The organism is Bradyrhizobium sp. CSS354 (assembly GCF_029051725.1).
Lineage (GTDB): Bacteria > Pseudomonadota > Alphaproteobacteria > Rhizobiales > Xanthobacteraceae > Bradyrhizobium.
The window spans coordinates 118,711-145,453 of sequence record NZ_JAACFU010000017.1; the positions used below are offsets into that span (position 1 = coordinate 118,711).

Here is a 26,743-nt window from a genome sequence, read left to right on the forward strand (position 1 = left end):
GATGCAACGCTTAAATTCGTGGGAAGCGCGGCTTCCGATCCGGTTTGGCCAGGCTGCATGGCTGACCGGGGTAGCCCTGGGTTTCCTGCTTCAGCCGGCAATCGCAGCAGAGCTCGTTCAGCCACTAATCTGCTCTGAAGCAACGGCAGGACAGCCTGATCTCGCCGGCATCTGCTCCATTACGCCGCTCGCCAATGGTCAAAACGAGGTGGAGATCACTCTGAAGGCAGCCAGCGCCGAGATCGCCATGGGCGGCTACAAGGTCACCTCCGGAAACTACAATTACAACTATCTGACGCCAATCGTTGAAGCGATGCCGGGCGATACCGTTTCGGCGCACCTGATCAACGCGCTGACCTCCAGCACCAACGGCAGCATGCACGACCACAATGACGGTTCGACGAACCTTCATTATTTTCATGGCGGAATCGTATCACCGAACAACGCGCGACCCGCGCCCGCGGAGCTTGGCACGGGCGACAACGTCTATGTCCATCTCAAGCCGGGCCTGAGTTTCGATTACAAGGTGCCGATCCCGGGGAAGACGCCGATCCCCGGCAATGACATGATCGACGCACGCGTTCTCGAAAGCACGGGACTCATCCCGCACCCTCTTGGGCTGAATTGGTATCACTCGCATCTGCACGGGATCTCGTCCGATCAGGTGATGGGCGGAATGTCGGGTCTGCTTTCGGTCGGCGAAGCAACGGCCAACGTGAAGGCGGGCTGTCTGCCGGATCCGAACGACAAGGAGAAATGTTCCAACGACGTCGCGAAGGATACAAGCGACCTGAAACGTATCACCATGGTGCGCTATGCGCTGCTCCGCGACATGCCGGTAATGAACATCGCCAAGTTCCCCGGCGAGGCGAACGGCGATGCTGCGACGTGGGATCCGGATCCGGCCGCGCGGGATTTTCCTCCGGGCAAGTCGTGCGGGGTGTGGAATCCGGACGGTTCCGGACCGGACCTCGATCCGAAGTTGCGAACCGGCTTCTGTCAGCGCGAGCAGACGAAGGCACTGCTTTTTACGGTGAACGGGCAGCGATACCCGACGATCACTGTGGAGGGCGGCAAGAATCTCCTCCTCCGGCTGGGCAATCTCAGCGCCAACATCCCGTACTGGCTGGAGCTGCGGAACGAGGACGCGGCGGACAAGAAGCCTCTGCGGATGACGATCCTCAGCCTCGATGGAGTAGTACCGGCGATACCGATTGCACCCGGGCAGGCACAGAAACCAGTGCAGGCCGTCGACTATGACGATGTGCTGATGATGCCGGCCACGCGCGCGGAGATCTACGTGCGCAACGACGACAAGCGTCCGACCCGGCAGGTCTATATTCTGAAGACCAAGCGACACAGGGTCGAAGCGGGAACGGACGAATGGCCGGAGATCCAGCTGGCCCGTATCGTGCTGGAGCCTAATGCCACCGCCAGCAACGTGCGGATCGCATTGAATGCTGCCGTCGCCACCCCCGGTCCGCCCCAAATTGCGAGCCCGGCCCTGGCGATTGAGACTGCAGAGCTACCCGCGGGATGCATTCGCGATCTGGCCCCGGCGTTTCGTGAGTATCGCCGGGTCATGTTTCTGGATGGCGTCACGACAAGCCACGGGCAAACGACCGATTGGAGCGTTTTCACCCAGATCATACGCCCCACCGGACCGGACCCGCAGGACGAATCGATGCACAACCCGCCAGCGGACGAAGATCCCGACAAGACGACGGTCGGGCTTAACGGAGGGGGCATCCCGTTCGAGGAATATGTCGGAAGCGATGGGCTCGTCGATTGGACGAACAAGAAGCATGTGTGTGTCTTCATCGACAAGAAAGCTCACGAGGGTAGCCACAAACAGCTTTGGGTTTTGTCCAATCAAACAAGCACTCTGCATAATTTCCACATTCACCAGATGAAATTTCGCTTGGCGACAGCCGATGAACTCTACAGCTATTTCATAAAGCCTCCCGATTCGGCGCGCACCTGCGGCCAGGGCGCATGCCCGGCGGACGTGCCAAACTATGATCTCTATGACGATCAAAAAAATAGCGACCTGGATCCCGGCGCGACGCGACGCTGGCACGATACAATTCCGCTGCCTCCGGGGCAGTCGGTGTTCGTGGTGATGAGCTTCGATACAAGCCAGCAGCTCGGACGCTTCGTTTTCCATTGCCATATCCTCAAGCACGAGGACAAAGGGTTGATGGCCCCTATCGAGGTCTGGGGTCCCGGACTGGCAGCGCAATAGCGTCAAGACGCCAAGTGAGGAGGAGACCAATGAGGACGTTGTCAATGCCGCTTCCGATCGCGAGCATCATTCTCGGTGCAACTCTGGCATTTGCGGGTGCAGCATCTGCGGCGGACACCCATGTGATCGGCGTCCAGGGGCTCGCCTGGACCTACAAGGACAAGAAATCGACGGCTTCCACACCTCTCACCGTCGATGATCTGAAGGTCGGTGACATCGTCGAGGTTCAGATCCCCAGCGGGCCCGTCCATCACGGATTTGTCACCCTCAAGCGAACCGATGGCGGGCCTGCGATCGAGGACAAGAGCCCCGTGCTTGCCTGCGGCGAGGACGCGACGGCCAAACCCAACGCTGTGCTTCGCGAACTCGATTGCAACGGGACCACCAGCAAGTTCGGCGTCGCATTCACCGGCAGCCTCCGGCTGGAAGTCACCGACAAGTTCAAGGATCCGGTCGACTTCTTTTGTGTGATCCACAAGGGCGGCATGCCGGGAGTGCTCAAGCTCGCGCCGTGAGATCGGCAGCGCTCGCACGCGCCCCTTGTCGCTCGCGCCGAAGCACTTCGCATGCTCGTGCGGAACGACGGGAGATTGATTGGAGGATCGATGGAAAGTCCCATCGCGGCTGCGATCTGCCCGATGGGCTCACTAATTGAGCTGCCATCGACGTTCTCGCATTTCGTGCGTCATGGCGGCGAACGCGCGCAACGATATCGATGGCCCGGATGTCGAGTTACTCGAGGAGTGGAAAGTCTCATGGCCAAGGCAAAGAGGAAGAAGTCGGTTACAAAGAAGAACTCAGTTACGAAAGCGAAATCGGGCAAGTCCAAGAAATCAACCACCAAGAGATCAATCAAGAGGGCGGTCAAATTTCGTCCGATGAACGTTGTTACCACCCCGGGTTCGCCGGCTGAAAAGTATTACCGGGGCATGGCCGCGCCGATGGCCGCCGTTGTAGCGGCGACCGCGTCGACATTCGCGCCAACTCCCACGCACAATCTGATCAATCACGGTGGAAATATCATCCAGGACCTCGTCTATACCAATTGCTATATCGGTGGCGCATCGTCATGGGCGGCAAGCGACATCAAGAATATCGACGACGCTTTGGCAGCCGCGATGGCGGACACCAACTTGAACAACGTCATGATGCAGTATTTCAAGAACAACCCGATCACCACAACGTTCCAGCCCTCGCACATTCTACCTGGCGCAAGGCCATCCCAGTTCTCGCAAGGCGACGTCGAACAGCTGGTCAACAGCCTTTTCCAGCAGGGCGCGCTGCAGGGTTTCGATTTCGGCTCGACCGTCTTCAATTTCCTGCTGCCGAGCGGAACGATCTTGACGACAGACGAGGATCCGACGACTGCAATCAGCCCGGTCGGCAATACCGCCGCCGCTGTTATTCCCGTCGAGGATGAAGCCAGCTCGCTGCGAGGGTTGGGCGGCTATCATGGCTCAATCCATCCGACCAGCAAGGTCACGATCTACTACGCTATCGGCGTCTTCTCCGAAACGCGGCCGAGCGGACCCGATAACGGGATCGTCGCGTTCGATCAGCCATGGAAAAACATCGTTGCGACGTTTTATCACGAACTGAACGAGGCGCGGACCGACCCCGACGTGGAGGATGCCATTCGGGCCGGCAGCAGCCCCAATGCGGTCAAGTTTCTCGGATGGACGTCCGCGCAGGGTGAAGAGTGCGGCGACTTCCCAATAACCGAAGCTGGCGCGAATCTGAGCCGCGTGATGAAGGAGGTGAATCTCACCAATGGCACTCGAACGGTGCCCATTCAATTTCAATATTCGAATGCCGTAGCAGGACCCGAAGGTCCAATTCAAGCCCCCCATGTTTAGGGCGAGATGGCATGGTCACCCAGCGAGATGACCATGCGACGTTTCTCGACGCGCTTGGGCGTGTCGAAACGTAAACTTCTGAAAAATAGCAATCTCGTAAGGGCGATTTTCGGCGGGATTGTTAGCTACCCCCTATCCGCCGTCGAAAATAATTCGCTTTTCGACGCCAACGGCGCAGTGCATCCAAGCGTAGTGTGTCCCGCTTCTAATTGCGACTGCCACGATTTCGTTCGGCTTTCGCGCTGGGATGCGGGCTCGGTCTAGCGGCTGACCTTTCGAAAGGCGGCCACCGCGCATCGGCAGCGATTTCGATCTCTTGTCCGCGCTAAGAATCGCAATGTGGCGAAAGCGAGATCCGCAATTGTTCGCGCTGCAGCATCGCAAGCGGTTCTGCGACATTCCGCGCGTGACAATCAGTAAAAAAATGTTGCGCAACCCGAGGCATCAGCAGATAGTCAATACTATATTAGATTGTGACAAGAATACTAAATGAGATTGGGAACGCTGATGGTTGGAAGGGCAAGCACCAGAGGCGTCGGAAGGGAGGCTCACCATGAGTCTCGGCCAAGATCCGCTTAATCCTACACGCTCCCATCCTCTATCGTATGCCGCGGCGGGACTCGATCGTCCCTCCGACTCCGCGGGTTCATCTCCATCCAGCCTTCGCGCCAGAGTGGTCGGTATAGATCCCAATGGAGGCCGACCCATGACAGACGGCGAACGCGCGTCCCTGGGCGACCCCTTCTTCGAGCTCGTACTGGCGCGCGGGCGCTTCCCAGGGACGACTGCCGAACTCCTCGCCGTCCTGAACGAGTCGAATGGCGCCCCCGAAGGCCTGCCTGAGCAAATGGTCTTCGTCGTCGCGGAAGCCGGCCAGATTCCATTCAACGAAGCGAACTCGCGGCTGCCAAGGAGCGTCCGCTACGTGGTCACCCGCGGCCGTTCCGCCAATGGACCAACAGTTCTGGTCAGCACGCGACCGCCCGCGACCGATCCGACCGCTTTTCTGCAGGTCGCTGGCTGGGACAGCCGCAACAAGGTGTTTCATTTCTACGAGCGCGCAGGAGACGCATGGTTGTGGGAAGGCTCCTCCTGGCACGCGTTCGATGATGCAGCGCGGGGCAAAGGGCCATTCGATAGCCACGTGAATGGCACGCTGGTCATGAAAGAACTGCGCTTGCCCTGGCTGCACTGGAACAGCACAGCGCAGGAGATCCCGCTTGAGTCCTTTCCGCCAGATCACCCGGTGAGGACCGATCCGCTTTTCGCTGCCCGCCAGAGCGCGGACATTTTGGAGCGGCGGGTGGTACGACCGGCCGTTCAACGCTGGACCCGCGCGCGCCTTGATCGCCTGCTCGGCGCGCCAGGCGGTATCGCGGCGCCCAGGGAGCTGTTGCGCCACCTGCTCGCGGCCACATCCGTCAACATCGTCTCAAGCGAGGAGCGAAGCCGCGGGAGCAAGCCTGAGTTCGGACTGCCGGCCACTTTCTTCTTCGACGTCGAGAGCATCGTCAACCAGCTCGCGCTCGATATCACCGGACTCGGCCAGGCGTTTCAGGTGCGACGACCGGACTACGAAAGCGCCGTCGCCGCACTCGGGCTCGTGCTGAAGCGCTCGGATGCGGGCTTCCAGCAGGCCGGCGATGCCTTCTTTGCCTGGCCGGTTTCGGAGCGGGCATTCGAGGACTGCGTGGTCGTGGGCGAGCTCACGCGACGAGGCATCCTTTCTCCCGGCTTTGCGCTTGGGCTCCTGATGGTGGACGCCTGGAATCCGACTGACTCGGCCGCGCGTGAAAGTCTGCTGCAGTACGTCCCGGCGGGGACAACGCCAGCAGGCCAGATCGAGGCCGAAACGCGTAGGAACATCAACATCGCCGCGGCCGGCCTGCCTCCGGAGGCACCAGAACGCATCGCAGCCGACTACCTGACGCTCGACGAGGCAGCGATGCGCACACGGGCCGCCGCGGAGCTTGACGCGTTCGTTGCCAAAGTGCGCGCGCGTCTCGCGACGTCGCAAGGCGTTCTCGATTTCATGCGTGTCGCCGATTGGCGCAGGCGCGATTTCCGCAAGCGCAAGATAGCTGAATTCGGCCTGACGCTACCGTTCAGCAACATCGACGAGAACGCGCCGCCCCTGGCAGTAACCAGGGATGCCGAGGTGGTCGAACGATGAGATTTCCGGTCCTGTCGCGCAGTCATCAGGGAGGTGAATATGGCGTTGCAACGATTTGACCCACCGGGTTTTCTGGACGATTTCGGACCGGCCCAACGCGATGCCTGGCATCAGTTCATTTCCGACGCGCTGAACTCCGCTCAAGAGGGTAGCGGCGATCCGTTCGACTCGCCCCGGGCGCAATTCTTCAATGCCGCCAAGGTCGAGGCGGGACCCAACCCGGCGTTTGAGGATGTGAAATGGACAGCGTTTCCCCGCATTGTGCAGATCAGCAGCGGCTCGGACATGGAGCGGTGGCGCTCTGCCGATGCCTCACGCGACGTTCAGGACGAGTACTGTGAGTGGAGCGTGACCCGGCAATCCGGCACGAACAAGATCACGCGGGTCACGTTTACCTGCGAAGGGCCGGAGTACTGGCGCTTTCTCGCCGCAACCGACCCGACCCAAACGCTCGCACTCTACAAGCAACATGTCGACGCCTCGGCAACGCAGGCAGACCTCTTCACCCCATCGGGCGCCTACATCCTGCGCAACCGCTTCAACAATTCAACCTCCAACGGGGCCATGCACCTCGTGCAGAGGAACAACACACTGGGCGCCGAGATCGAGATCGCGGGCGCGGCAACGGTTACGCGGCTGCGCGCCGATGGTTCGCCAATGGTCGATACCCTGGAATTGATCCGGTGTGGCCGATACGGCGCCGAACAGCGACACAGCGACCCGTTCATCGGCGCGCGCGTGAACTTTCATGCGCGTAGCAAGGCAGACGTCACTGTCGCCAACCCTGTCGGCATCTATTTCGGCGGCCTGGACACGCAGGAATGGGAAACCCCCGACGGCAGCGATCCTGCCGCTTTCTGGAAGTATACGCGCGGAAGTCCAGAACGTCCGGTCCGAGCCGTCATCGAAGTGCCGAGCGACCGCAATTACGTGCTGGGCGATGTACTAATCGACGGAAGAGCGATCCAGTTCGGTGGCCAGATCGCAGACCGGATTCAAATGACGATCCGGGCGCTCGCAACGCGCATCGGCCAGAGTACGGCGCAGCCGGTTCGCGGCTGCGTCGGCGACGGCGCGGGTGCCGCCGGCGGTCCTGGCGGGCCGCTTTCGGTGGGCGCGGTGCTTTCGGCCGGCGACACGCGCGGACGGCTCTAGGGGCAAGCCGTGCCGCTCCGTATTGACGAGGTCAGTTGGATCCACGGCTCCGCTGATTGCGCGGCGAGCACCGATCCGCCGCTGCAAGTGGTGTCGGTCGATGACGACACCTATGTGCTCCGGCAGAGCAAGTGCTTCAGTTTCGAAGCACCGTTCATGTACCTGCTGATGGGCAGCGAGAAGGCCGTGCTGTTCGATACGGGGGCCAGTCCTGACGACGGCGACCCACGGAAAATCCTGCCGATCCGCGAGGCCGTCGATATGCTGCTGTCACCGCGTGCCGAAGAAGGTCGCGCCATCAGCGAGCTTATTATAGCGCACACACATGGCCACGGCGATCATGTCTTCTGGGACAGGCAGTTTGCCGGGCGGCCCCAGACAAGGGTTATCGGCCGCGGCGTAGGCGCGGTTCAGCACGCGTTCAATCTCCCCGCTTGGCCGGAAGGGCAAGCCACGCTCGATCTCGGCAGCCGTGCGCTGGTCGTGTTGCCCCTTCCAGGCCACGTTTCCGATCACATCGCCGTCTATGACCCTCGCATGCAGGCTCTGCTGACCGGGGACACGCTCTACCCTGGCCTGCTGACTGTTGCCGACTGGGCGGCTTATCGACGCAGCGCGGCGCGCCTTGCGGCGTTCGCATCCGAGCACCCGGTTTCACTCGTGCTCGGAAACCATATTGAGATGACAAGGACGCCCGGCGAGCTTTATCCGCTCGGGACGACGTTTCAGCCCGACGAGCATCCGCTGCCGCTCAGTGCCGAAACATTCGCCGAGTGGCATCAGGCCTGTGAAGCGATTGGCAATTTAGCGGAACGTATAACGCGTGATCATTTCATCATCGAGCGCGCTGGCCAAAGTTGAGGGAACATCGCGCGGTAGCCATGCGCAACACCAAGCGTGGCTGGTGTAGAAGAGAAGGGAGGGCGCCTTGACCACAAAACCACGTGCGCGACGGCCAAGAAAGTCAGCGGCGGATGGGCCGAGCTCCAGCGGCAGGGCGGCGCCGAAATATGATCCGGTGGGGTCCTCGCCCTACGAACAGCCAACCATCAGGAGGCCGCGCCGGGCACGAATGGCGGCAGCGGCTTTGGCTCCAGCGGGGACGGGCTCGGCGGCCAATGTCGGCGTGCGCGGCGTCGAGATCGTGCAGGTCATCCAGGCGCTCGACAACCGTGTGCGGCTCATTGCCGGCAAACCCACAATCGTGCGCGTCTATCTCGACCCCGCCACGGTCGCTACCTCGACGCTGGTGACTGGCGAGATTACGTGGCGACGCGCCAACGGCGGCGCTTTCTATCTCGCGGCGATGAACCGCGTGAAGCTGGATCCGGCGAGCACGCCCGATCTCATGGGACAACGCTTCGATGTCGCCGAAAGCCTGAATTTTGTTCTTCCAACCGACGCGCTCGGCGCCGGATCGATCGAAGTTCGCCTCGACCACCTCAATGTGCCCGGAGGAGAGAAGCTGCCACTCGCGGCGCAACCGGCGATGACCGCCAATTTCGTCGCAGCGCCGGTGTTGCGCATCCGGGCGATGGGGCTTCGCTATAGCAGCACGAACGCCCCGACGGCGACGATCACACCTGGCGCAATCCATTTCGATTACCTTCGGTCCTATCTGACGCGGGCCTACCCGGTTGCCGCGCTCGAATGGTCACAGATTGTCATCGATGGCGACCGCCTCAGGCCGCCATTCGGGGGCAATCAGTCGATCCTGGTCAACGCCCAACTATCGGCCCTGCGCATGCGAGAGATTTCATCCGGAATGGATCCACGGACCCATTATTATGGCCTGGTGGACAATGAGGCGGGCAAAAGCTTCATGCGCGGCAGCGCCCTTTACGATGAGGCGACCACCATCTTCGGGGCGGTGGCATGCGGCCCCTGCGGCGTGCCTAACGGCTGGACCGGCGACAGCGACGCGAGTTTCGCGGACTGGTACGGCGCGCACGAACTTGGCCACACGTTCCAGCGCCGGCACCCGGGCTTCCCGACCTTTGATCCTGTTCAGGGGACGGGCCAGCCCCGAGACAACCTCGAAACGACCTTTCCCTATGCCGGTGGCTTGATTAGCTCACCAGCGCAGGAGTTCGTGGGTTTCGATTTCGGCGACCCCGCCCTCGGCCTGCAGATGCGGGCGCTGCCGGGGAACATCCATCACGATGTGATGACCTATGCCGACAGCCAGTGGCTCTCGGCGTATACTTATGAGGCCATTCACGATCGCCTGGTCCATGAGGATGCGGCGCTCGCTCCGCCGAGCGCGTGATACCGGCGCACGATCAGGAGGCGAATGATGTCATACGAGAACAAAGTTATTCACATCGTCGGATCCGTCGACATCGGATCAGGTACGGGCGAATTCCTTTATGTCAATCCGGCCACCGCGGCCGCAAGCCAATCAGCAACGGCAGGCGCGGCTCCACCCGCCAACCAGCCGCCGCAAGGCACCGGGTTCGAACTCGTCGTGGAAGCGGCGGATGGGAAGGAGCTGAGCCGCGTGCGGCCAACCATTCTCCTTCCCAGCGACGACCATGCATCGAAGACCGGGCTGATCGACCAGAACGTATCGTATGCGGAGGGCATGGCCCGTCTCGTGCTGCTGCACGATGGCAAGGTCGTGAACACGTTCGAGGCAGGCTCTCCGGAACCCACCGTGGCAGCCCGGTCTCAAGGATTGGAAATGGGCGCGGGGCCGCCTGGACATCCCGAAAAGCGATCGATGTCCATGGCCGCCCCCGATGAGCCGGGCGTCAGTTACACGATCCAGGTGCGGCCTGACGGCGAGAAAACATGGCAAACGATCGCCGTTGGCCAGAAGAGCCCGAAGGTCGTGCTTGACCGCAACCAGTTTCCTACCGCGGAGCGTGCCACGGTTCGTGTGCTGCGCTCGACAGGCTTTGACGACAGCATCATCGCTGAAGACGAGATGGACCTTCGATTCAAGGAATAGGCGGCAGCATACCGGGGGGACGACATGGCGGGCGTGAGTGCATCCGAGATTGCCTGGATAGGCGTCTATCCGCCGATCGGCATTGCGCGCCTGGGCAACGCGCAGGGGCAGGACGACTACACGCTGGCGCCCGAGGTGATCGGCGGAACGCCCGATGCGCGCGGCGGGTTTCAGACTGCGGCCGGCGAGATTAAACGCCAAGGGGTGCGCTTCCACGTCTATGCGCGGCTGAAGTCAGGCGAGACCATCGAACTCGTCCAGGGCCCGGACGTGAAGATCTCCTGGCGCGTTGAAGTCGCCAATCTCAAAGCCGGCTGGTACCAGTTCAACCAGGCCATGGACCTGCCGGCGCAGTTCGTGGTTCCAGCGGCGCGGCGCAACGTGGACTATGCTCGGCGGCGTGAGCTCGACATTCGCCCGGCAGCGCGGCAGATCGGCGGTCTGAACCTGTCCGGGCCCGAATTCCGTTTCGACGATGGGCAGATTCTCAATTTCTTCGTCACGCTTGGCGAGCTACGAACCGACGACGCCGGGCGGCTCATTTTCCTGGGCGGTTTTGGCAAGTCGGCGCCGTTCTACACCAGTATGCGCCCCGTCACCTTCGCCAACAACGATCGTTGGTATGACGACACATGCGACGGGCCGGTGCGCGCGCGCGTAACCGTGGGCACCACGGAATTCGAAGCTGATCCCGGTTATGTGGTCGTCACGCCGCCCAATTTCGCGCCCGGCCTTAACGGTCTCGTGACGATGGACGACACCGTCCGGGAGGCGTTCATGGCAGCCGGCTGGCTCGCCCGACCGATGACGACAAGTTTCTCGCACGACGTTTGGCCGATCTTCGACCGTCTAACCGCACTGCAGTGGATCAATCACGGATTCCTTGTCGCGCACGGCGTGGGGTCGCCGCTCGATGCGCAGGCCGTCTCGGTGATCTCACGCCTGGCCGACGCCAGTCCCGGGAACAAGTCATGGCGCCAACAGGTATGTGCCTTGTTCCGCCCGGTATCTCCCGGCCCCGGCTCGCAACGGCAGATACCCTACATATACGGGGACCTCTTTGGTGAGGCCCGCGACGTCGATCTGACCTTTCTGTCGGTCACGCCTACGATGTTCGTACACCTCGATCGGTGGGCCGCGGGCACGTTTGTGTCCGATTGGCAGGGACCACCGTCGCTACCGGACTTCGCGGCCCTCTCCGCCGATGCGCAAGTATCTCAGCTGATGCGCGCGGGCCTGACCGAGTGCCTCGGCGGCCCGTTCCACCCAGGCATCGAGCTTACATGGCCGATGCGGCGGCCTGAGCTGTGGGCGCTGCATCACGCGGCCCAACACGACGATCGCCTGCTGTACAGATTGAACCTTGTCCCTGAGGGCGAGGCCGTGCGCCAGGATTTCGGTTCACAACTGACGCGGGACACATGCCTCGGACCCGCAGGCCCGATCACAGCTGCGGGCCCCGGTGCGCTCACGCGCTGGCTCGGCCTGCCCTGGCAGACCGACGAAGCATCGTGCAACTCCAGCGCCGATTACTCCCCTAGCACATATTTGTCGTTCCCGAGCTTCTGGGGCGCGCGCGTGCCCGACCAAGTGCTGAGCTCTGCCGCTTTCGAGCGAGCGAGCGCTAACCTCACCGATCCGTTTGATGAGGCAAAGCTGCAGCGTCTCAAGCACGCGTTGCTGCGGGAGGACTGGCTGCGCGACGTGCGCGGCCGCACCTATTACGAGCGCATTGACAAGATGGTTCAGCTGTGGGCAACGCTCGGCATTGTCGAACCACGCCAAACGCCGCAGGCGCTGCGCGAGGTTGGCTTCCCGGAAACGGTCCACGTGGAGACTGGCCGCGATCGCGCGAATGCCGGCTCCGACGAAAAAATTGCCTTGATTACCCGGATCGAGGCGCTGCGGGAGCGGACACCGGAGCCGACTCCGTTCCAAGCGGGCCTCGACGCGCCGCCCGAAGCGACCACGCCGCCGCGCCATCAGTTCCGTCAGGGCGAGGTGTGAACGGCGTGGACGACGACCGCGTCTGGGACGTTCTCGTGGTCGGCGCGGGCCCGGCGGGAGCGGTCGCCGCCGCGGCTCTCGCGGAGCGGGGTCTGCTCGTCGCACTCCTGGAGAAAGACCTGCAGCCTAAGGGCAAGCCCGGTGAGGTACTGACGCCGAACGCCATTCCTATTCTGTCTCATCTCGGTCTCCTCGACGTTATCGAAGCGAATGGCAATCTGGCATGTCCCCTCGCATGCATCGATCGCGCATGGTCGATGGCTCGGCCGGACCGCGAGCATTTTCTCCGTCACCCGGGTGGGCGCGCTTGGGTGATCGACCGCGTCGCCCTCGAGCAGTTGCTCGTGAGCCGAGCCATGAGGGCCGGCGTCCGTGTCTTTCCCGGCCATCACGTTCGCGGTCTAAGCCGCCGCGGTAGATATTGGTCTGTGCAGAGCAGTTCGAGGAATGGTCTGGCCTCCCTGCGCGCGGCGTTCGTCGTCGATGCAAGCGGGCCTACGTCGACATTAGCTCGCCGGCTCGGCGCGAAACGAAAGTGTCTCTTTCGCCTGCTCGCCGTTCATGTCCAGTCCGGGCCCGACACAGAAAGGCAGAGCGAACCGCCGTCACTGACCGTCGAAGCCACTGCGGTCGGATGGTGGTACGCGGTATGCGGCCCGAGGCAGACGCTTACGTGCGCCCTGTTCACCGGTGATCCCGCCCGCGCCCGAAGCGGCGCCGCGCGGTCAGCCCTTCTCGCTGCGATCGACGACACAAACTCACTTCCTCGTTGGACCAGGGAACTGGTTCGTAGCGGCCATGTGCAGAGCGTCGACGCCTCGCCGTCGTTCCTCGATCATCCGACCGGTGAAGGTTGGCTGGCAATCGGCGACGCCGCCGCAAGCTTTGATCCGATCGCATCTCAAGGCCTTGCGAACGCCTTAGCGTCGGCTGTGGACGGTGCAGAGGCAATCGGCCGTCAACTCCTCGGCGATTGCGTCGCTATGGAGGCCTTCGCCGTACGAACTGCTGAAACATGGCATTATTCTGTGCGGCAGCTTTTTTCGATTTACCAAGCAGCCGCACACCGCTGGCCAACACCTTTTTGGCAAGCGCACCTTCCGATCGCGACAAGGACGCGGTTGAGAATGTGACGTCGCCCGAAATCGTTCGCCCGCCGCATCCACCGACTTATTGCTCGGCCGACTGAGTGGGACAGATCTATTGCGAGTTGGACCCACGCCATGGGCTCAGATGTGCCACCATGTTGAATGTGCCGGCACGCTCAAGAAGCAAGCAATCGGGCGTCCTTACGAGGTGCGGATCGTTCGCCGATTCGCATGACAAGAGCCGCCACGCAGAACGAGACGTCCATCGTGTTCGACAACCGCCACGCCAGAACCGCACGGCTCGCCCAGTCGATGATGGCGACGAGATAAAGAAAGCCGCGGCCGATGGGCAGATACGTGATGTCGGCCGCCCATACCTGGTTTGGCCGGTCGATTGTCATGTTGCGCAACAGATAGGGATAGATCTTGTGGCCTGGCGCCGGCCTCGTCGTGTTCGGCCTTGGTCCCAGCGCCGCGATGCCCATCTTGCGCATCAACCGCTGCACGCGCTTGCGATTGACCTGAAGCCCCTCAGCCTTCAGCATCGCGGTCATTCGCCGCGAGCCCAGGAACGGCCAGGCGGTGAACAGCTCGTCGAGGCGCCGCATCAGGGCAAGGTCGTTGTCGTTGGCCGGCCGTGGCGGCCGGTACACCCCAGAGCGCGCGATACCAAGCAACATGCATTGCCGGCGGATCGACAGCGCTATGTCGGCGCGATCGAGCATTCCTCGACGGTCCGGCGTGCTCATCTTCCGGACCTCCGCGCTAAAAAATCGCGCTCGACTGTCAGTTGTCCAATCTTGGCGTGCAGCTTCTCGATCTCGCGTTCGCGAGCGTCCTCGCTCTCCCGCCCGACCCGCGTCAAAGGCCCGGGCCGCCTGGTCCAGCAGTTGCTTCTTCCAGGCATAGATCTGGTTCGGGTGAACCTCGTAGCGCTGGGCCAGATCGGCCACCGTCGCCTGCTCCCGCACGGCTTCTAGCGCGATCTTTGTCAGTGCCGCGTCGATCTTGCGTCTCGTCTTCGTCGTCATCATGCGCTCCGTCTATCAAACGGAGCAGCCCCTTCCAACTAAGCACGTGGTCCCAAAATCGGGGTCATTTCAGAACACCTCCGTGGACCTGCCTCTTCACATGCAATTCGATGCTGTGCTGTGGTTGTCTCAGGTTTCATTCATCATTCATGGCAGAGCCGTAGCGGCAACACCGATCGTCATGTTTGACGATGTCCATCGGCTCCGCCCATGGCAGAGAACTCTGCTGTACAACGAGCTGCTCGATCACGGATCTGGGGCATCCGTCTGGTTTGCCGAACGGACGTATGTGATCAATCCATCCGAATTGTTGACTGGCGCTATCCCCAGGCGCGACTTCGAAGAGGTGCGCCTGGAACAAGCCTGGAGTGCTGCGAAGTCCAAGCAATACCTGAACTGCGTGACATCGATCGCCAACCGACGCATGGCGCAAATGCGCACCGATCTGGAAAGCTTTGGCGACTATCTTTCCAACAGCGTCACGGACTACGCCACCCAAGACAAAATCGCCAAGGCGTTGCCGGAACTCGAACGAAAGGTCCGCGAGCTGGCTAGCGGCACTAGCCTGTTCGACGAGTGGGTCGGCGGCGCCGCAGCTCTCGCGACAGAGCCTTTCGAGAAAGCGATCGAGTGGACCCGAATAGGCATTCTCATCACGCGTGAGAAGCAGAAGGTTCAAGCATCTCTGGATTTGGCGCCCCTCTCCGACGGCGATCTGGAAGCTCGCACCGGCTCCGGCGTACCGGCCGCAGCAGAGAGATTTGTCTGCAGGAACTTCGACGTACCCTATTTTTACGGGATCGATCGCGTGGTGCGGCTCAGCTCCTATAACGTCGAGGAGTTCCACCTCACGCGCGCGAAGGTTACGATGCCGCGACACAAGCCTCGCTGGCGCGGCGTATCTTGCTCCTGACGGGCATTACCGAGGAGCTGCTCGCCGCCCGGCTGGCTGCCCTCCTGTCGAACCACGGTCACGTCCCGCAATCCAAACACGGCGACTGCCTGCGTGATCTGCGGGAGGCCGTCCGTGAACGGATCAAGGGCGCGCACGACGGACGCTGGAGCAAGGCCGACCTGCTCGCCGAGCTCATGCGGTATGGCGGCTCGCTGGCGCCGCACCGCGACATGGACCATTACGTCCGGCCGAGATCCTTCGACGCGATCAAGCAGCAGCTCGAAAAAGCCCATGCCGTCGTCATCGCGGGGCCTCCTGGGACGGGCAAGTCGCTCACGGCCGACATCCTCGAGCTTGAATTGCGTCGCAGCTCGCCGGCGTTCGACGTCGTCGGCGAGGAGAACGGCCCGGGCTATATACGCCGCCAACTCACGCATCCTGATCCGGTGCTGTATCATTTGCGCGATCCCTGGGGAGGCAATCGTCTCATACCCGGAGCAGATCGCTGGAGCGGCGAACTCCCCAAGCTGCTCGATCATGCCGGGCCGGGACGCAAATTCCTGATCACGTCGCGGTCGGATGTTCTGCAAAGTGCGGGCGGGAATGCGTTCAGGAAAGCGCTTGAACCATTCATCGTCGGCATCGACGTCGATGATTACGGTCCCAAACGTCTGGCCGAGATTTACGATGCGATCGCGGCGGATTTTACAGACCACGTCAGACCATTGGCGATCCAGTACCGCGCACGTGCGCTGAAAGAACTGACGCGACCGTATGAGGTCAAGCGCTTTCTGGTCGCGCTCAGCCGCGAGAACTGGAAAACGCCACGCCAGGTCGAGGCGATCCTGGCCGACTCCCAGGTCGAAGCGATATCGAAGGTGATCGCGGAGCAGCTTTCCCCGTTCGGGCGGGAGGGCGCTGAAGCTGCCGCGATTATATTGGCGATGCTCAGCGCGCGCTGCGGTTTCGCGCGACATCTTCACCAAGCTGGGACGCCGGCTGAGATTGGCCGCCCCGGAGATGCGGCCGGATATCGACGGGTTGATCGCCTTTCTCCTGGCCGGCCAGAACCTGCGGGAAGACGCGACGGCGCTGGCGTTCTACCATCCTCGCGTCGAAGAAGGTCTGCGTCTCACCTTTGAGCGCTACGCCCGCGACGCCGAGCATACCCTATCAAGTGCCATGGACGTTTTGTTGGCTTGGGACAGGCCCGGCGAAGACTGGGGCCTGGAAACTGCGCTTGGCGTATTGCGCGGGATGTCGAGAGCGGCAGAGCTGCAGCTGAACCTGTCGAGTGCCAGTGCGCAGCGTCTGGACCGACATCTTGAGGCAGTCGCGATGTCCGCCGAGAAGCGGGCCGATTTTGAGAGAGCCCTGCGAGACCTCGAACGGTTCGGCTCAGCGGATCACTCGGCCGCGATGCTCGCCCGGATCCTAGTCAAGGGCGCTCCCCAAATGGGCCGCTCCTTCCTGCCCGCTTGGCACGCGCCGCATCTCAGCGACCAGGAGATTGCGGAACTGCGCGGTGACAAGCGGACCCAGCCGATGATCGAGCGGTTCATCCGTGAGGTCCTGCCGTTTCGCGCCTTCATTATGACGTCGAGATCATTCCGCTGGTCGAGCGCCTGGCAGCCAATCTTAGGGACGTGTTCTGGGACGCTTTGGACTCGGTCGCCGGACCCGGGGGCCCGCACATCAACGTCGAGGCCATCAGCGCCGGAGCGCTCTCGGGCGAGTTTCCGGATTACGGGCGCGCCATCGAGCGATTTGCTCGTTCTCAGACCGAGGCCTGGATGCAGAATTTCGCCGCCGATATCTATAAGGCGGAAGAGCACGCCGTCGATGCCGACGTGGCCGATCACCTCATCGATGAACCAAGCGAGCAATACTTTAATGCCAGAGAGGGGATGAAGGCGGTCGTCAGCCTGCGACGCCAGCGCGAGGGGGTGACGTGGATCACCGCCACCCCCCATCGTAAGCTCTTGCTTTATGCGCTTGGCGAGCTGATCGCACAAAGCCCCCAGAAGCCGCGGATCGAAGAACTGGAGCTTCTTCTCGCGGAGGCGGAAGGTTGGGTGAAGGACCAAGCCTGGCGCGCATGCGAGCAACATTGGGACGACGCCTTGAGCCGCTTTCTGATGGAAGAACTCGCCCGTCCGGATCTGGATTCGAGCCTCCGACCGCGGCTGATCAAGATCGCGGCTCGCTCGGGCCGCGATCCCGTGCCCGACTTTGTCGCCATCGCGGACAGGGTGACGGTCGCCCGGCGCCTTCAAATGGTCTACGATCTGATGGCCACCGCATTGCGTGACGAGCCCAAGTGGAAAGATGACGAGGCGATACGGCGAGCCCGGGCCGAGCTATTGCTGCAACATTTCGGGCCGGATGAGCGCGAGCTGTCGCTGGCGCTGATCGATGCCTTGACCAGCCACGACCTTCGCGCCGCTGCAGCGAAACTGTCGAAGGGCAATCTCGCGCTGCTGAATTCGACCTTGCCGATGCTCTCGAGCGATGTCGCAGGTCTTCTTTGCTGTCTGGCTGCGACGGCGGGGTTAAACATCGACCAGGCCGCCGTGCGCCTGCTGTCGACCGGCGAGGTGGCCGACGGGTATGCCGCCGTCCAGGCGATGCTCATCGCAGACAGCGCAGGTCTCCGTGCAAGGCTGTTTGAGGCAATGAGCCACAAGCGTTACAACGTGCGGCGCCTTGCCTTCAGGGCCCTCACCGACGGCGCCACGGCGGAAGAACGGCTCAAGCTCCTCGCTGCCGCTCGCGATCACGGTTCGGATGTTCGAAGGACTTTTGCCGATCGCATGGAATCCTGCCGATGGCCCGAAGCGATCGGCGCCCTCGTCGATTTTGCTGAAAGACGACCGCAACTTCTCCACGCGTCATGCGATGGAGACCTCGTGGTCCAGGTTCAGAGTCGCGCGTGCTGCTGCGCGAGCGTTGGGCGCATATAACCACCTGCCTGCCAGTGCGATCGACGGTCTGTTAAAGGCCGTCGAGGCGGATACAGCGGACCCATTCGTTGCCTGCGCAGCCATGTCAGCCCTGGCGCAGCAGGACGATCCCCGGATCGTGCCCGCTGCACTCCAATTGTTGGAAGGTCAGGGACTGGACGAGTACCCCTCCCATCGACCGCGCGCGCAGGCGGCAGCATGGGCGATGTGCGACCGAGCCACGCATGGACGGTCTGACATGCTGACGCCGGACATGGCGCGAATCGCGAAATCGGAAGAGCCGATCATCGCCGGTCCGTTGCTGATCGCCATCGGCGTCTGGGCCGGGCCCATGCGCGAGGATCTTCTTAGACATCTTCGCGCGTCGAACCACCATGATCGCGAACTCCTGGTCCGAACGGCTGCGATTGCGGCGCAACCAGTGACGGGGATGTCACTCGATAGTCGGGAACAAGCTCTTGAGAGCTTGGCGCGCGGCGAGACACCAAGCCCTGAAGATCGCGCTGCAGCCGAGGCCTGGAGCAAGTCCTTGGCTCTTGATCGTGGCTTTGATCGATTTACGGCCTGGATTGCGGAGCTGATATTCAAGCTGCCCCTGAATGGCGATCTTGGCGATATCCGAGCCTATGAGCTGCCGGAGCGGATCGGGTCATGACCACGCGTGCGATGACCCCATTCAGGGAAGAGGATGGGGGTCAATTGGATGATGGTACCTGATTGTTGCACAATACGCAGAAAGATGACCGCCCTTCTTGTTATGTCAGGAATTGAAATCTGACTTGGCGCCCTTCACAAGCCTCACATCTCCCGCAACGCGGCCACCACGGTTATCTTAGGCTAAGATCGCGCCAGTAGTGCCCATGTATGTCGTCACTGTTGCGCAGCAATTCCGCTGGCAGTTCGGCGAACCTCTCGGTAAATAGACCGACCGCCGTTTACCGAACTGAAAGGAATGTCGAGGTGCCGACGCTGCAAGCCATCATCGCATCCAAATACTTTGAGAGGCTGCGTCAATCGAAGGACGTGGATGCCGAAAAGATCGCACAGCTCGAAGAGCTTTTTGCCTCCGGCAAGAAGATCAAGGCGGATGAGCTGGTGAAGGTGTTTTCTGCGCCGGCCGGAAACGACATCACGTGATTCGCCTTGAACACGCGCATATCGAGGAGAAGCGCGGCATTCGCAATCTCGACATTGTCTTCGATCAAAAGACATTTTCTATCTCCGGACCGAACGGGTCCGGCAAAAGCGGCGTCATCGACGCCGTCGAGTTCGGTTTGACCGGCCGCATCAGCCGCCTGACCGGCACCGGAACCAAAACGCTCTCGATCGCCGAGCATGGTCCGCATGTCGATCGCGTCCGCTTTCCAGACGCAGCCCTTGTCAGGCTCAAGGTCTATTTCCCGGCCAAATCGGCCACGATCACCCGCAAGGTCTCGGCACCCAAAAAGCCAAAGATCGAGCCGGCCGACCCTGCCATCAAGGCCGCTTTCGAGCAGCTTGCCGATCATCCCGAAATCGCACTGTCCCGCCGTGACATCGTGCGTTTCATCCTCGTCGAGCCGTCGCGGCGCGCTGAGGAGGTGCGAGCGATCCTCAAGCTCGAAGAGATCGGCGAGAAACGGGCCGTGCTCAATAGCGCACAGAACAGGGTCAACGCGCAGAAACGAACGGTCGAAGCCCAATTTCACGCAGCGCGCAGCAGCTTGCTGACCCACATGTAGATCCCGAGCGTCAAGATCGAACGATCTGCTCGCGGCCACCAATGCCCGCCGCAAACTTCTCGGTCTGTCCCCACTCGATCAGTTGACGCCGGACACCAGGCTTGACGCCGGGCTAACCTCGATCTCGTCCGGGCCAGCTTTCAACAAGCAGTCGGCCCTTCGCGATCTTGCCGCGATGGCCGAAACGCGTAAGCAGCTTCCCGAGCTTGCTAAAGATGCAGTCACCGCCCTGCTCGCGGCGATCAACACGCTCGCGGAGGATCCGGCGCTGCTTACGTCGCTCCGCCGCCGATCGCTGGTAGAGCAAGGTATGGAGCTGATCGATGGAGCGCACTGCCCGCTCTGCGACAGCCCGTGGGAGAGCGAACGGCATCTGCGTGATCACCTTGCGATCAAGCTCGAGAAATCTAACGAAGCACAGCGGCTGCAGAGAGATCTCTTCGCCAACTCCAGCCTTCTCGACCAGGCTGCGTCGGGATGGCTCTCGCAGCTCACTGCGATCCGCAGGCTTGCGGCGGCGTTGAAAGATGAGGCATTCGGCGCGGCGATTGATCAATGGACCAGGGAACTCGCCGCGCTGCAAGGCAACCTCCGCTCACTCGATGGGCTTCGCGGCATCAGCGGACGCCTCGCGAGCGGGTGGCATGCGGTACCGCAGAGTTTCGACGAGGCGACCACTAGTTTCGCAAAAATGGTCGCAGAGCTCCCCGATCAAACGGCCACGGTCGACGCGCAGACCTTTCTCAGCACCGCTCAAATGAGGCTCGCCGACTTTCGTGAGAGCGTCCGCGCGGACAAGGCCGCCGACATCGCGGTCGCAGCCGCGACCTGTGCCTATACGACCTATTGCGATGTCATGGACGCCGAGCTGGAAGCCCTATACGACGACGTGCAGCAGGATTTCAGCACCTTCTATCGCCTCATCAACGAAGATGACGAGGGAGAGTTTACTGCCAAGCTCTCACCCAGCGCCGGCAAGCTCGATTTCGACGTCAATTTCTACGAGCGCGGCCTTTATCCGCCGGGCGCCTTTCACAGCGAAGGCCATCAGGACGGTATGGGCGTGTGCCTCTACCTTGCCCTGATGAAGCGCCTCTTCGGCAATCAATTCACCTTTGCCCTGCTGGACGACGTCGTGATGTCCGTCGATGCTGGACATCGCTATCAGTTCTGCAAGCTGCTGAAGACGCATTTCAAGGATACGCAGTTCGTCATCACGACGCATGACCGCACCTGGGCGGAGCAGATGAAGTCCGCTGGTCTGGTTACAGGAAAGACTTCCCTCCGCTTTCACAGCTGGACAATCGATACCGGTCCGCTCGTGGAATCGAACGTCGAGGTTTGGGACGAGATCAAGACCGCGCTCGACAAGAACAAGGTCGGGGTGGCAGCCGCCGCCCTGCGCCGCCACCTCGAATATGTCTCAAGGCACATGGCTGATCAGCTCGGCGCCGCCGTGGTGTTCCGCGGCGATGGCGGCTATGAACTGAACGATTTACTCCCGCCGGTTCTTGCACGGTTCAAGACCATTTGCGCAAAGGCCGCCGATGCCGCGCAATCTTGGGGAAATGACAAAGGCAGGCCGAAGCGACCGCGCTCAAGACTAAGCTCTCCGCCTCGAATGCGGCATCCTCAGTCGAGCAATGGGCCATCAACAAGGCCGTGCACTACAACGAGTGGGAGAATTTCGGCAAGCGTGACTTCGCGCCGGTCGCCAATGCCTTCCGAGAGCTGCTTGAATGCTTCAGATGTGAGGGCTGCAAGAGCTGGTTGTTTGTGACGCCGCGCCACAAGCCGATATCGCTGCGCTGCGCTTGCGATACCGTCAGCCTCAATCTGGAATCCAAGCCGAAATAGTCCGGACCACAGGCTCGCTCGTGGTGACCAACGGAGCTCGGCATCAGCCCGCATGAAGAACGGTTAGTTTCGGCTAGGCCCATCCAACTAGGCCCTCAGCTACTTCGTATCGCGGCGCTACCCCCCAAATGATTGGTGGTACCGCACACTCGACCTCTATCTACGTGAAGGTCGCTAATATGGAGAATGGTGAAGCCCTCAAAGAGGGTCGGTAATTTCTTGAACCTCATGTCGTTTCGCTTGACGAGAATGCGTTCTGCATTCTGTCGTACACGTCAATAGAGCCCCGTTGCCCGCAGAACGTTTCGAATGATCCACTCGGCCCAAGATAAGTTTTCAAGATGAAAGAATGTGAGGCCCTGGCCAAATACCCGAGCTTCGTGATCTCGCTCAATCTCCAATCGCTGCCGGGCGTGGAGCGGTCCGAGACGGATCTCGAGTTTTCGCAGAATGTCTTCGCCCACCAGCTAGCCCCCTTGAACGGCGTTCCGGTAGATATAGCGTCTTTCTCATGAGGCCAGGGTCAGCCCGACAGTGGCTGCGTTCCCACGATAACCGGCGCAAGACGCTCCAACTGGAATGGCGCTCACAATAAAAGATCGAACTCACGTCGATGCAACTATAAGCTAAGCTGACGAAATGCAACTTTTGCATATCCTGCAATTATTGGTTTTGATGACGTTGGCGAACGGCACACCGATCGTTGCGAAAAGATTCTTGGCCCACGTTTTTCCTTTCCGCTGGATGCCGGCGCCAAATTTTTTGACGGTCGGCCGTTCTTTGGGCCCTCGAAAACCATCCGCGGCATCTTGTTTTCAGTCCTCATCACGACAGCAGGCGCGGTTTGCCTTCAGCGGATTCGCGTTCTGGAATGTCTTGAGCGGCGTATAGCGGAACGACCTCCTTATTCGCTAGTCTGTTCCGGCACGCCCGGGAACTGTAGCGCGGTATCGACCTGCTCAAGCTGGCGTCGGATTATCGCTTCGCTGATCGGCGTCTTCGGTAGCTCCAAGTAGCTCAAGGAGCTTTTCCTTTCGAGCAAGCAGGTTCCTGGTAACTGTCGTCACTCTCCGCCCTCCGCTGCTAAGATTGCCAGGTGCGCCTGAGATGAAAAAGGCCGCAGGATCAGCAGCGCACCCGATAGGCGCTAGGGCTTTTTCGTGGAGCCGTGACTCGGACCAGAAACGCGATCGAGTCACCGCTGGCGAGCCTGTTGGCGGGATGGATGGGCCGAGCCGCAAATAGAGCTTGACTCGTATTCGCTGTCGTGGTCCATAGCTGCCGCTTAGGAAAGAGCGTATACGCTGCAAAGGGCGACGCCCTAACGTGGCAATAGACGCCCCATAAGATTGGCATAGGCGTCTTTTGTAATTGTGCATCTATTTGACGGCAAAGACCGCGCACGTCGCAGTGATCTTACTGCGCGCAGCAATGGCCTGTGCAACGGCCAGTACCAAAACCGACCATCCAACGCATGAATTGTTTAGGTGGCCGGTTCACCAACAATTACAGGAACGTCGCCAACGTCGTGTTTACGAGGGCACGTAAGTAGACTCCCATCGTTTTAGCTTGCTAGACGCTCAACAGGGGAGAGTTTGTTATGTCCAACGAGATTCTTAAAGCTGAACTCGCTGCCAACGACAGAATTGCTTTCGACAATCCCACCTTGCACTACACAGCCGCAGTCCCACCACTTCCAGCCGGCTACTCAATTTTAACAAACGTACCTTCGAGGGTAAGCGAGAGTCACGGGTTTTTTGCCGAAGCGTTTACGGACGACAACGGGAATATAATTGTTGCATTTGAAGGAAGTGTTTTGGATCCTAGCGATCCAAATTTTTTAACCAAGTGGGGTATGAATTCACGAGGAGATGATAACGATGTCCTGAACCACAAAATTCACGTCAACAATTCTGCGTTCTCTGACGCGTTGAAATTCACCAATGACGTAATAGCGGCAAATCCGTTTAGCACAGTATATCTTACAGGGCATTCTCTTGGAGGTGCTGAGGCACAATACGTCGCCTCAAACTTAAGTGACGATGCACATATCGGTGGAGGTGCAACATTTGGTTCCCCGGGAATTTTTGCAGACGGATTGCGTCCTCCCACACCAAGCTTCGATTTCATCAACTACTTGGACTACGGCGACCCAATCGCGAATTTCGGCATTCACTTCGGATCAACATTCGCGGTAGGCGACGTAGCGAACCAAGCCAATACCATGCAGATAGAAAGCGAGATCAATTTCGCGCTAACACACCACTTCCATTTCCCTGGTATAATTAGTGCTCTTGCCAGTATATCACTGATCCACAATTTTAGCGTCGGAGCATTAGGGATCGTCAGACCCTCCGACGTTATTAAACATGCGGGAGAACTTTTCGATACTATCAAACATTTCCATGAACTGGGACAGTACGACAAGGATATCAATTCGATAACTACGCCCCCACCTCCGCCAGGAGATATTCTGTTGTTCTCGGAGACTTTCGACAATTTCGGTCAGACGGCGTCTCTTCCCTTTGTGGCTGACCTTGCCCAACACGGATGGACCAATGTGAACAACGGGGGAGAGACTACGGTCCAGCTACTGCCGAAGAACGCTTCTATGGATTTCTACCTGAACACCAGAGACACTGACGGTTTCGAATTACTTATCGGAAATACATTTAGAGACCCGACTGGAGGTAAAGCCATACTGAGCTTCGACTTCAGTACACTGCCGGGTATGAACGTTCCGGACAGTCTCCTGGTCATGACGGACAATATATTCAGCTCTAACATTGTGGCTAGTTTTAAAGGTACCGACCTGACAAGCGGATGGCATCATGCGGATATCGTCATTGATACCGGCGGCACTCCCAATGTCACACACTCGTTTTTTATAAACGACCAAGGGAATCCTCATTCGATTTCATCGATAGGCTTTGCAATCGATAATATTAAGATTCACGATTTCCTGATCGTGTAGGACGGCACACGCTCCTGGGATGCCGGTGTCCGATTAACGGCTTCGTGGTTTGCCTTCGCGCGTCCACCGGCTCATTTCCCTTTTCCCTTCGCCCTCAATCCGGCGTAAGCGTCGTTCCGCTCCCACCTTCTCGCGGCACATGGGATAGGCGAGTTTCACGATCTCTTTGAACGGATCGGCTTGTGTCTATGCTTGACCATACGCTTAAATCGGACGTGACGGCGCGCCGGCTGGAAGTGATCACGGAGACGGGATGCCGTCGTTGGTTCTCCAAGGACGACAAGGCCCGGATCGTCGAGGAGACGCTGGTCTCGGGCGCCGTCGTTTCCGAGATTGCCCGGCGACACGGGCTGACCCCACAACAAGTGTTCACCTGGCGCCGGCAAGCACGCCGGTTGCCGACGCCGATGGCTGACGATCCACCGTTTGTACCGGCGGTGGTAGACGCCTTGGTACCGGCCGTGGCTGTTGGCCATGAGCGCAAGACAGCGCGACGCAAGGCCAAGCCGGATATCGGGGGCATCGAGATCGAAGCCGAGGGCGTCACTATCCGGGTCGGCCGAGGCGCGGATGTGGCGATGATTGCGGCCATCGTCCATGCGCTGAAGGCAAGCCGGTGATCGGCCCGTCCGGAACTGTCCGGGTGATGGTGGCAACCAAGCCGGTCGACTTCCGCAAGGGAATGGAGGGGCTTGCCATATTGGGACGCGAGCACATGCAGGCTGACCCGTTCTCGGGGGCTGTTTATGTGTTCCGTGCCAAGCGTGCGGATCGGATCAAGCTGATCTTCTGGGACGGGACGGGTTTGTGCCGGTTCGCCAAGCGGCTCGAGGAAGGCGTCTTCCGCTGCACGCGAAACGTCATGGAGACTGAACACATGCCGCTTAGCGGCGTCGCTTTTGAAGGACGATGGTTTCATCGATCATGACCGACGCTCCCAGAGCCGTCACCACAATCACGACCATCCCGTCCCTCAGCAGCTCCGATAAAGGTGTCGAGAGATTTTGCCGGGATCAGCGTCCGACGACCAACCTTTCGGGTTTGCAAGTCGCCCGCTCTGATTACCTGGTAGACTGTTGTCCGACCGATGCTGAGCAGGTCACATGTTTCCAAGATGCTGTAAGCCAATTTCATGATGCCTTCGTCCGTCCGGAACCGTTCCGGCGACCGTGTTGGCGATCACCAACGAGGCTCTCTTGCTCTTGACCACGCGACTGTACAATTTCCAAGAGCGCTTAACTGCGCTCAGGATTCCAAGCTCGCTCCAGAGCGCTCAATCTTCCCGATCCGGGCTGAGCGCACGTCGCGCGCTCTGGGGTGTACGGCCGGCCAACGACAACGACCTTGCCCTGATGCGGCGCCTCGACGAGCTGTTCACCGCCTGGCCGTTCCTGGGCTCGCGGCGAATGACCGCGATGCTGAAGGCTGAGGGGCTTCAGGTCAATCGCAAGCGCGTGCAGCGGTTGATGCGCAAGATGGGCATCGCGGCGCTGGGACCAAGGCCGAACACGACGAGGCCGGCGCCAGGCCACAAGATCTATCCCTATCTGTTGCGCAACATGACAATCGACCGGCCAAACCAGGTATGGGCGGCCGACATCACGTATCTGCCCATCGGCCGCGGCTTTCTTTATCTCGTCGCCATCATCGACTGGGCGAGCCGTGCGGTTCTGGCGTGGCGGTTGTCGAACACGATGGACGTCTCGTTCTCCGTGGCGGCTCTGGACGAGGCGCTGGCGAAGTATGGCACGCCGGAGATCACCGTTGATGGTCATCAGACTGCGCTGAGTGCCGGTCATGAGCTGGGAGCCACACACCCGCGTCA

General features: G+C 60.5%; 22 protein-coding genes and 1 pseudogene. 21 read left to right on the forward strand and 2 right to left on the reverse strand.

All coding sequences use genetic code 11. From position 1 onward, the window contains the following. Position 1 precedes the first annotated feature (1 nt). From GWG67_RS30625 to GWG67_RS30670, 10 genes are all read left to right on the forward strand, one after another. Entirely contained in the window at positions 2-2,245 is a 2,244-nt protein-coding gene (locus tag GWG67_RS30625; protein ID WP_275173098.1) for a multicopper oxidase family protein, read from the forward strand. A gap of 29 nt (positions 2,246-2,274) precedes the next feature. Beyond that, entirely contained in the window at positions 2,275-2,760 is a 486-nt protein-coding gene (locus GWG67_RS30630) for a hypothetical protein (RefSeq protein ID WP_275173100.1), read from the forward strand. A gap of 240 nt (positions 2,761-3,000) precedes the next feature. Next, positions 3,001-4,101, forward strand: coding sequence for a hypothetical protein (locus tag GWG67_RS30635; protein WP_275173101.1), 1,101 nt, complete (start codon positions 3,001-3,003; stop codon positions 4,099-4,101). Between the two features lie 706 nt (positions 4,102-4,807). Beyond that, positions 4,808-6,274, forward strand: a complete 1,467-nt coding sequence (locus tag GWG67_RS30640; protein ID WP_275173103.1) for a hypothetical protein — start codon at positions 4,808-4,810, stop codon at positions 6,272-6,274. Positions 6,275-6,313: 39 nt separating this feature from the next. Beyond that, a complete protein-coding gene (locus tag GWG67_RS30645) occupies positions 6,314-7,429 on the forward strand; it encodes a hypothetical protein (protein ID WP_275173104.1) in 1,116 nt (371 codons plus the stop codon). 9 nt (positions 7,430-7,438) lie between these two features. After that, the gene (locus tag GWG67_RS30650; protein WP_275173106.1) at positions 7,439-8,290 is read left to right on the forward strand and encodes an MBL fold metallo-hydrolase; all 852 of its coding nucleotides are present in this window, start codon (positions 7,439-7,441) and stop codon (positions 8,288-8,290) included. 211 nt (positions 8,291-8,501) lie between these two features. Next, complete coding sequence (locus tag GWG67_RS30655; protein ID WP_275173108.1) at positions 8,502-9,698, forward strand: hypothetical protein; 1,197 nt, start codon at positions 8,502-8,504, stop codon at positions 9,696-9,698. Positions 9,699-9,722: 24 nt separating this feature from the next. Further along, a complete protein-coding gene (locus GWG67_RS30660) occupies positions 9,723-10,382 on the forward strand; it encodes a hypothetical protein (protein WP_275173110.1) in 660 nt (219 codons plus the stop codon). A gap of 24 nt (positions 10,383-10,406) precedes the next feature. Then, positions 10,407-12,389: a LodA/GoxA family CTQ-dependent oxidase gene (locus tag GWG67_RS30665; protein ID WP_275173112.1), complete on the forward strand. Its 1,983-nt coding sequence runs from the start codon at positions 10,407-10,409 to the stop codon at positions 12,387-12,389. Positions 12,390-12,394: 5 nt separating this feature from the next. Then, entirely contained in the window at positions 12,395-13,522 is a 1,128-nt protein-coding gene (locus GWG67_RS30670) for an NAD(P)/FAD-dependent oxidoreductase (protein WP_275173113.1), read from the forward strand. A 131-nt stretch (positions 13,523-13,653) separates the two neighbouring features. Here the strand turns inward: GWG67_RS30670 and GWG67_RS30675 are convergent, their stop codons facing one another. After that, entirely contained in the window at positions 13,654-14,511 is an 858-nt protein-coding gene (locus tag GWG67_RS30675; RefSeq protein ID WP_275173114.1) for an IS3 family transposase, read from the reverse strand. A gap of 97 nt (positions 14,512-14,608) precedes the next feature. Here GWG67_RS30675 and GWG67_RS30680 point away from each other — a divergent pair, with 97 nt between their 5' ends. From GWG67_RS30680 to tnpB, 10 genes are all read left to right on the forward strand, one after another. Beyond that, a complete protein-coding gene (locus tag GWG67_RS30680; protein WP_275173115.1) occupies positions 14,609-15,421 on the forward strand; it encodes a hypothetical protein in 813 nt (270 codons plus the stop codon). Then, positions 15,412-16,545 carry a hypothetical protein gene (locus GWG67_RS30685; protein WP_275173117.1) on the forward strand — a complete coding sequence of 378 codons (1,134 nt, stop codon included), beginning with the start codon at positions 15,412-15,414 and terminating at the stop codon, positions 16,543-16,545. The genes GWG67_RS30680 and GWG67_RS30685 overlap by 10 nt, the downstream gene beginning before the upstream one ends. Positions 16,546-17,064: 519 nt before the next feature. Further along, a complete protein-coding gene (locus tag GWG67_RS30690; protein WP_275173118.1) occupies positions 17,065-18,366 on the forward strand; it encodes a hypothetical protein in 1,302 nt (433 codons plus the stop codon). Between the two features lie 238 nt (positions 18,367-18,604). Then, positions 18,605-19,021: a hypothetical protein gene (locus tag GWG67_RS30695; RefSeq protein ID WP_275173120.1), complete on the forward strand. Its 417-nt coding sequence runs from the start codon at positions 18,605-18,607 to the stop codon at positions 19,019-19,021. 305 nt (positions 19,022-19,326) lie between these two features. Next, positions 19,327-19,503, forward strand: coding sequence for a hypothetical protein (locus GWG67_RS30700; protein ID WP_275173122.1), 177 nt, complete (start codon positions 19,327-19,329; stop codon positions 19,501-19,503). Next, the gene (locus tag GWG67_RS30705; protein ID WP_275173124.1) at positions 19,500-20,087 is read left to right on the forward strand and encodes an ATP-binding protein; all 588 of its coding nucleotides are present in this window, start codon (positions 19,500-19,502) and stop codon (positions 20,085-20,087) included. Before GWG67_RS30700 ends, GWG67_RS30705 begins: the two co-directional genes overlap by 4 nt. Before the next feature lie 82 nt (positions 20,088-20,169). Continuing rightward, complete coding sequence (locus GWG67_RS30710) at positions 20,170-21,867, forward strand: hypothetical protein (RefSeq protein ID WP_275173126.1); 1,698 nt, start codon at positions 20,170-20,172, stop codon at positions 21,865-21,867. Between the two features lie 1,677 nt (positions 21,868-23,544). Beyond that, a complete protein-coding gene (locus GWG67_RS30715; RefSeq protein WP_275173128.1) occupies positions 23,545-24,918 on the forward strand; it encodes a hypothetical protein in 1,374 nt (457 codons plus the stop codon). A gap of 188 nt (positions 24,919-25,106) precedes the next feature. Then, positions 25,107-25,538, forward strand: coding sequence for a transposase (locus GWG67_RS30720; protein WP_275173130.1), 432 nt, complete (start codon positions 25,107-25,109; stop codon positions 25,536-25,538). Then, positions 25,535-25,846 (forward strand): IS66 family insertion sequence element accessory protein TnpB, encoded by a 312-nt coding sequence (gene tnpB, locus GWG67_RS30725; protein ID WP_275173132.1) that lies wholly within the window; start codon positions 25,535-25,537, stop codon positions 25,844-25,846. Before GWG67_RS30720 ends, tnpB begins: the two co-directional genes overlap by 4 nt. On the opposite strand, the gene GWG67_RS39135 is transcribed toward tnpB, so the two are convergent. Continuing rightward, positions 25,834-26,052, reverse strand: coding sequence for a helix-turn-helix domain-containing protein (locus tag GWG67_RS39135; RefSeq protein ID WP_354210961.1), 219 nt, complete (start codon positions 26,050-26,052; stop codon positions 25,834-25,836). The two genes, tnpB and GWG67_RS39135, sit on opposite strands and share 13 nt — an antisense overlap. Positions 26,053-26,258: 206 nt before the next feature. Between GWG67_RS39135 and GWG67_RS30730 the strand changes: the two are divergent. Beyond that, positions 26,259-26,678, forward strand: a pseudogene (locus GWG67_RS30730) (IS3 family transposase); the annotation flags it as partial. Positions 26,679-26,743: the final 65 nt, after the last annotated feature.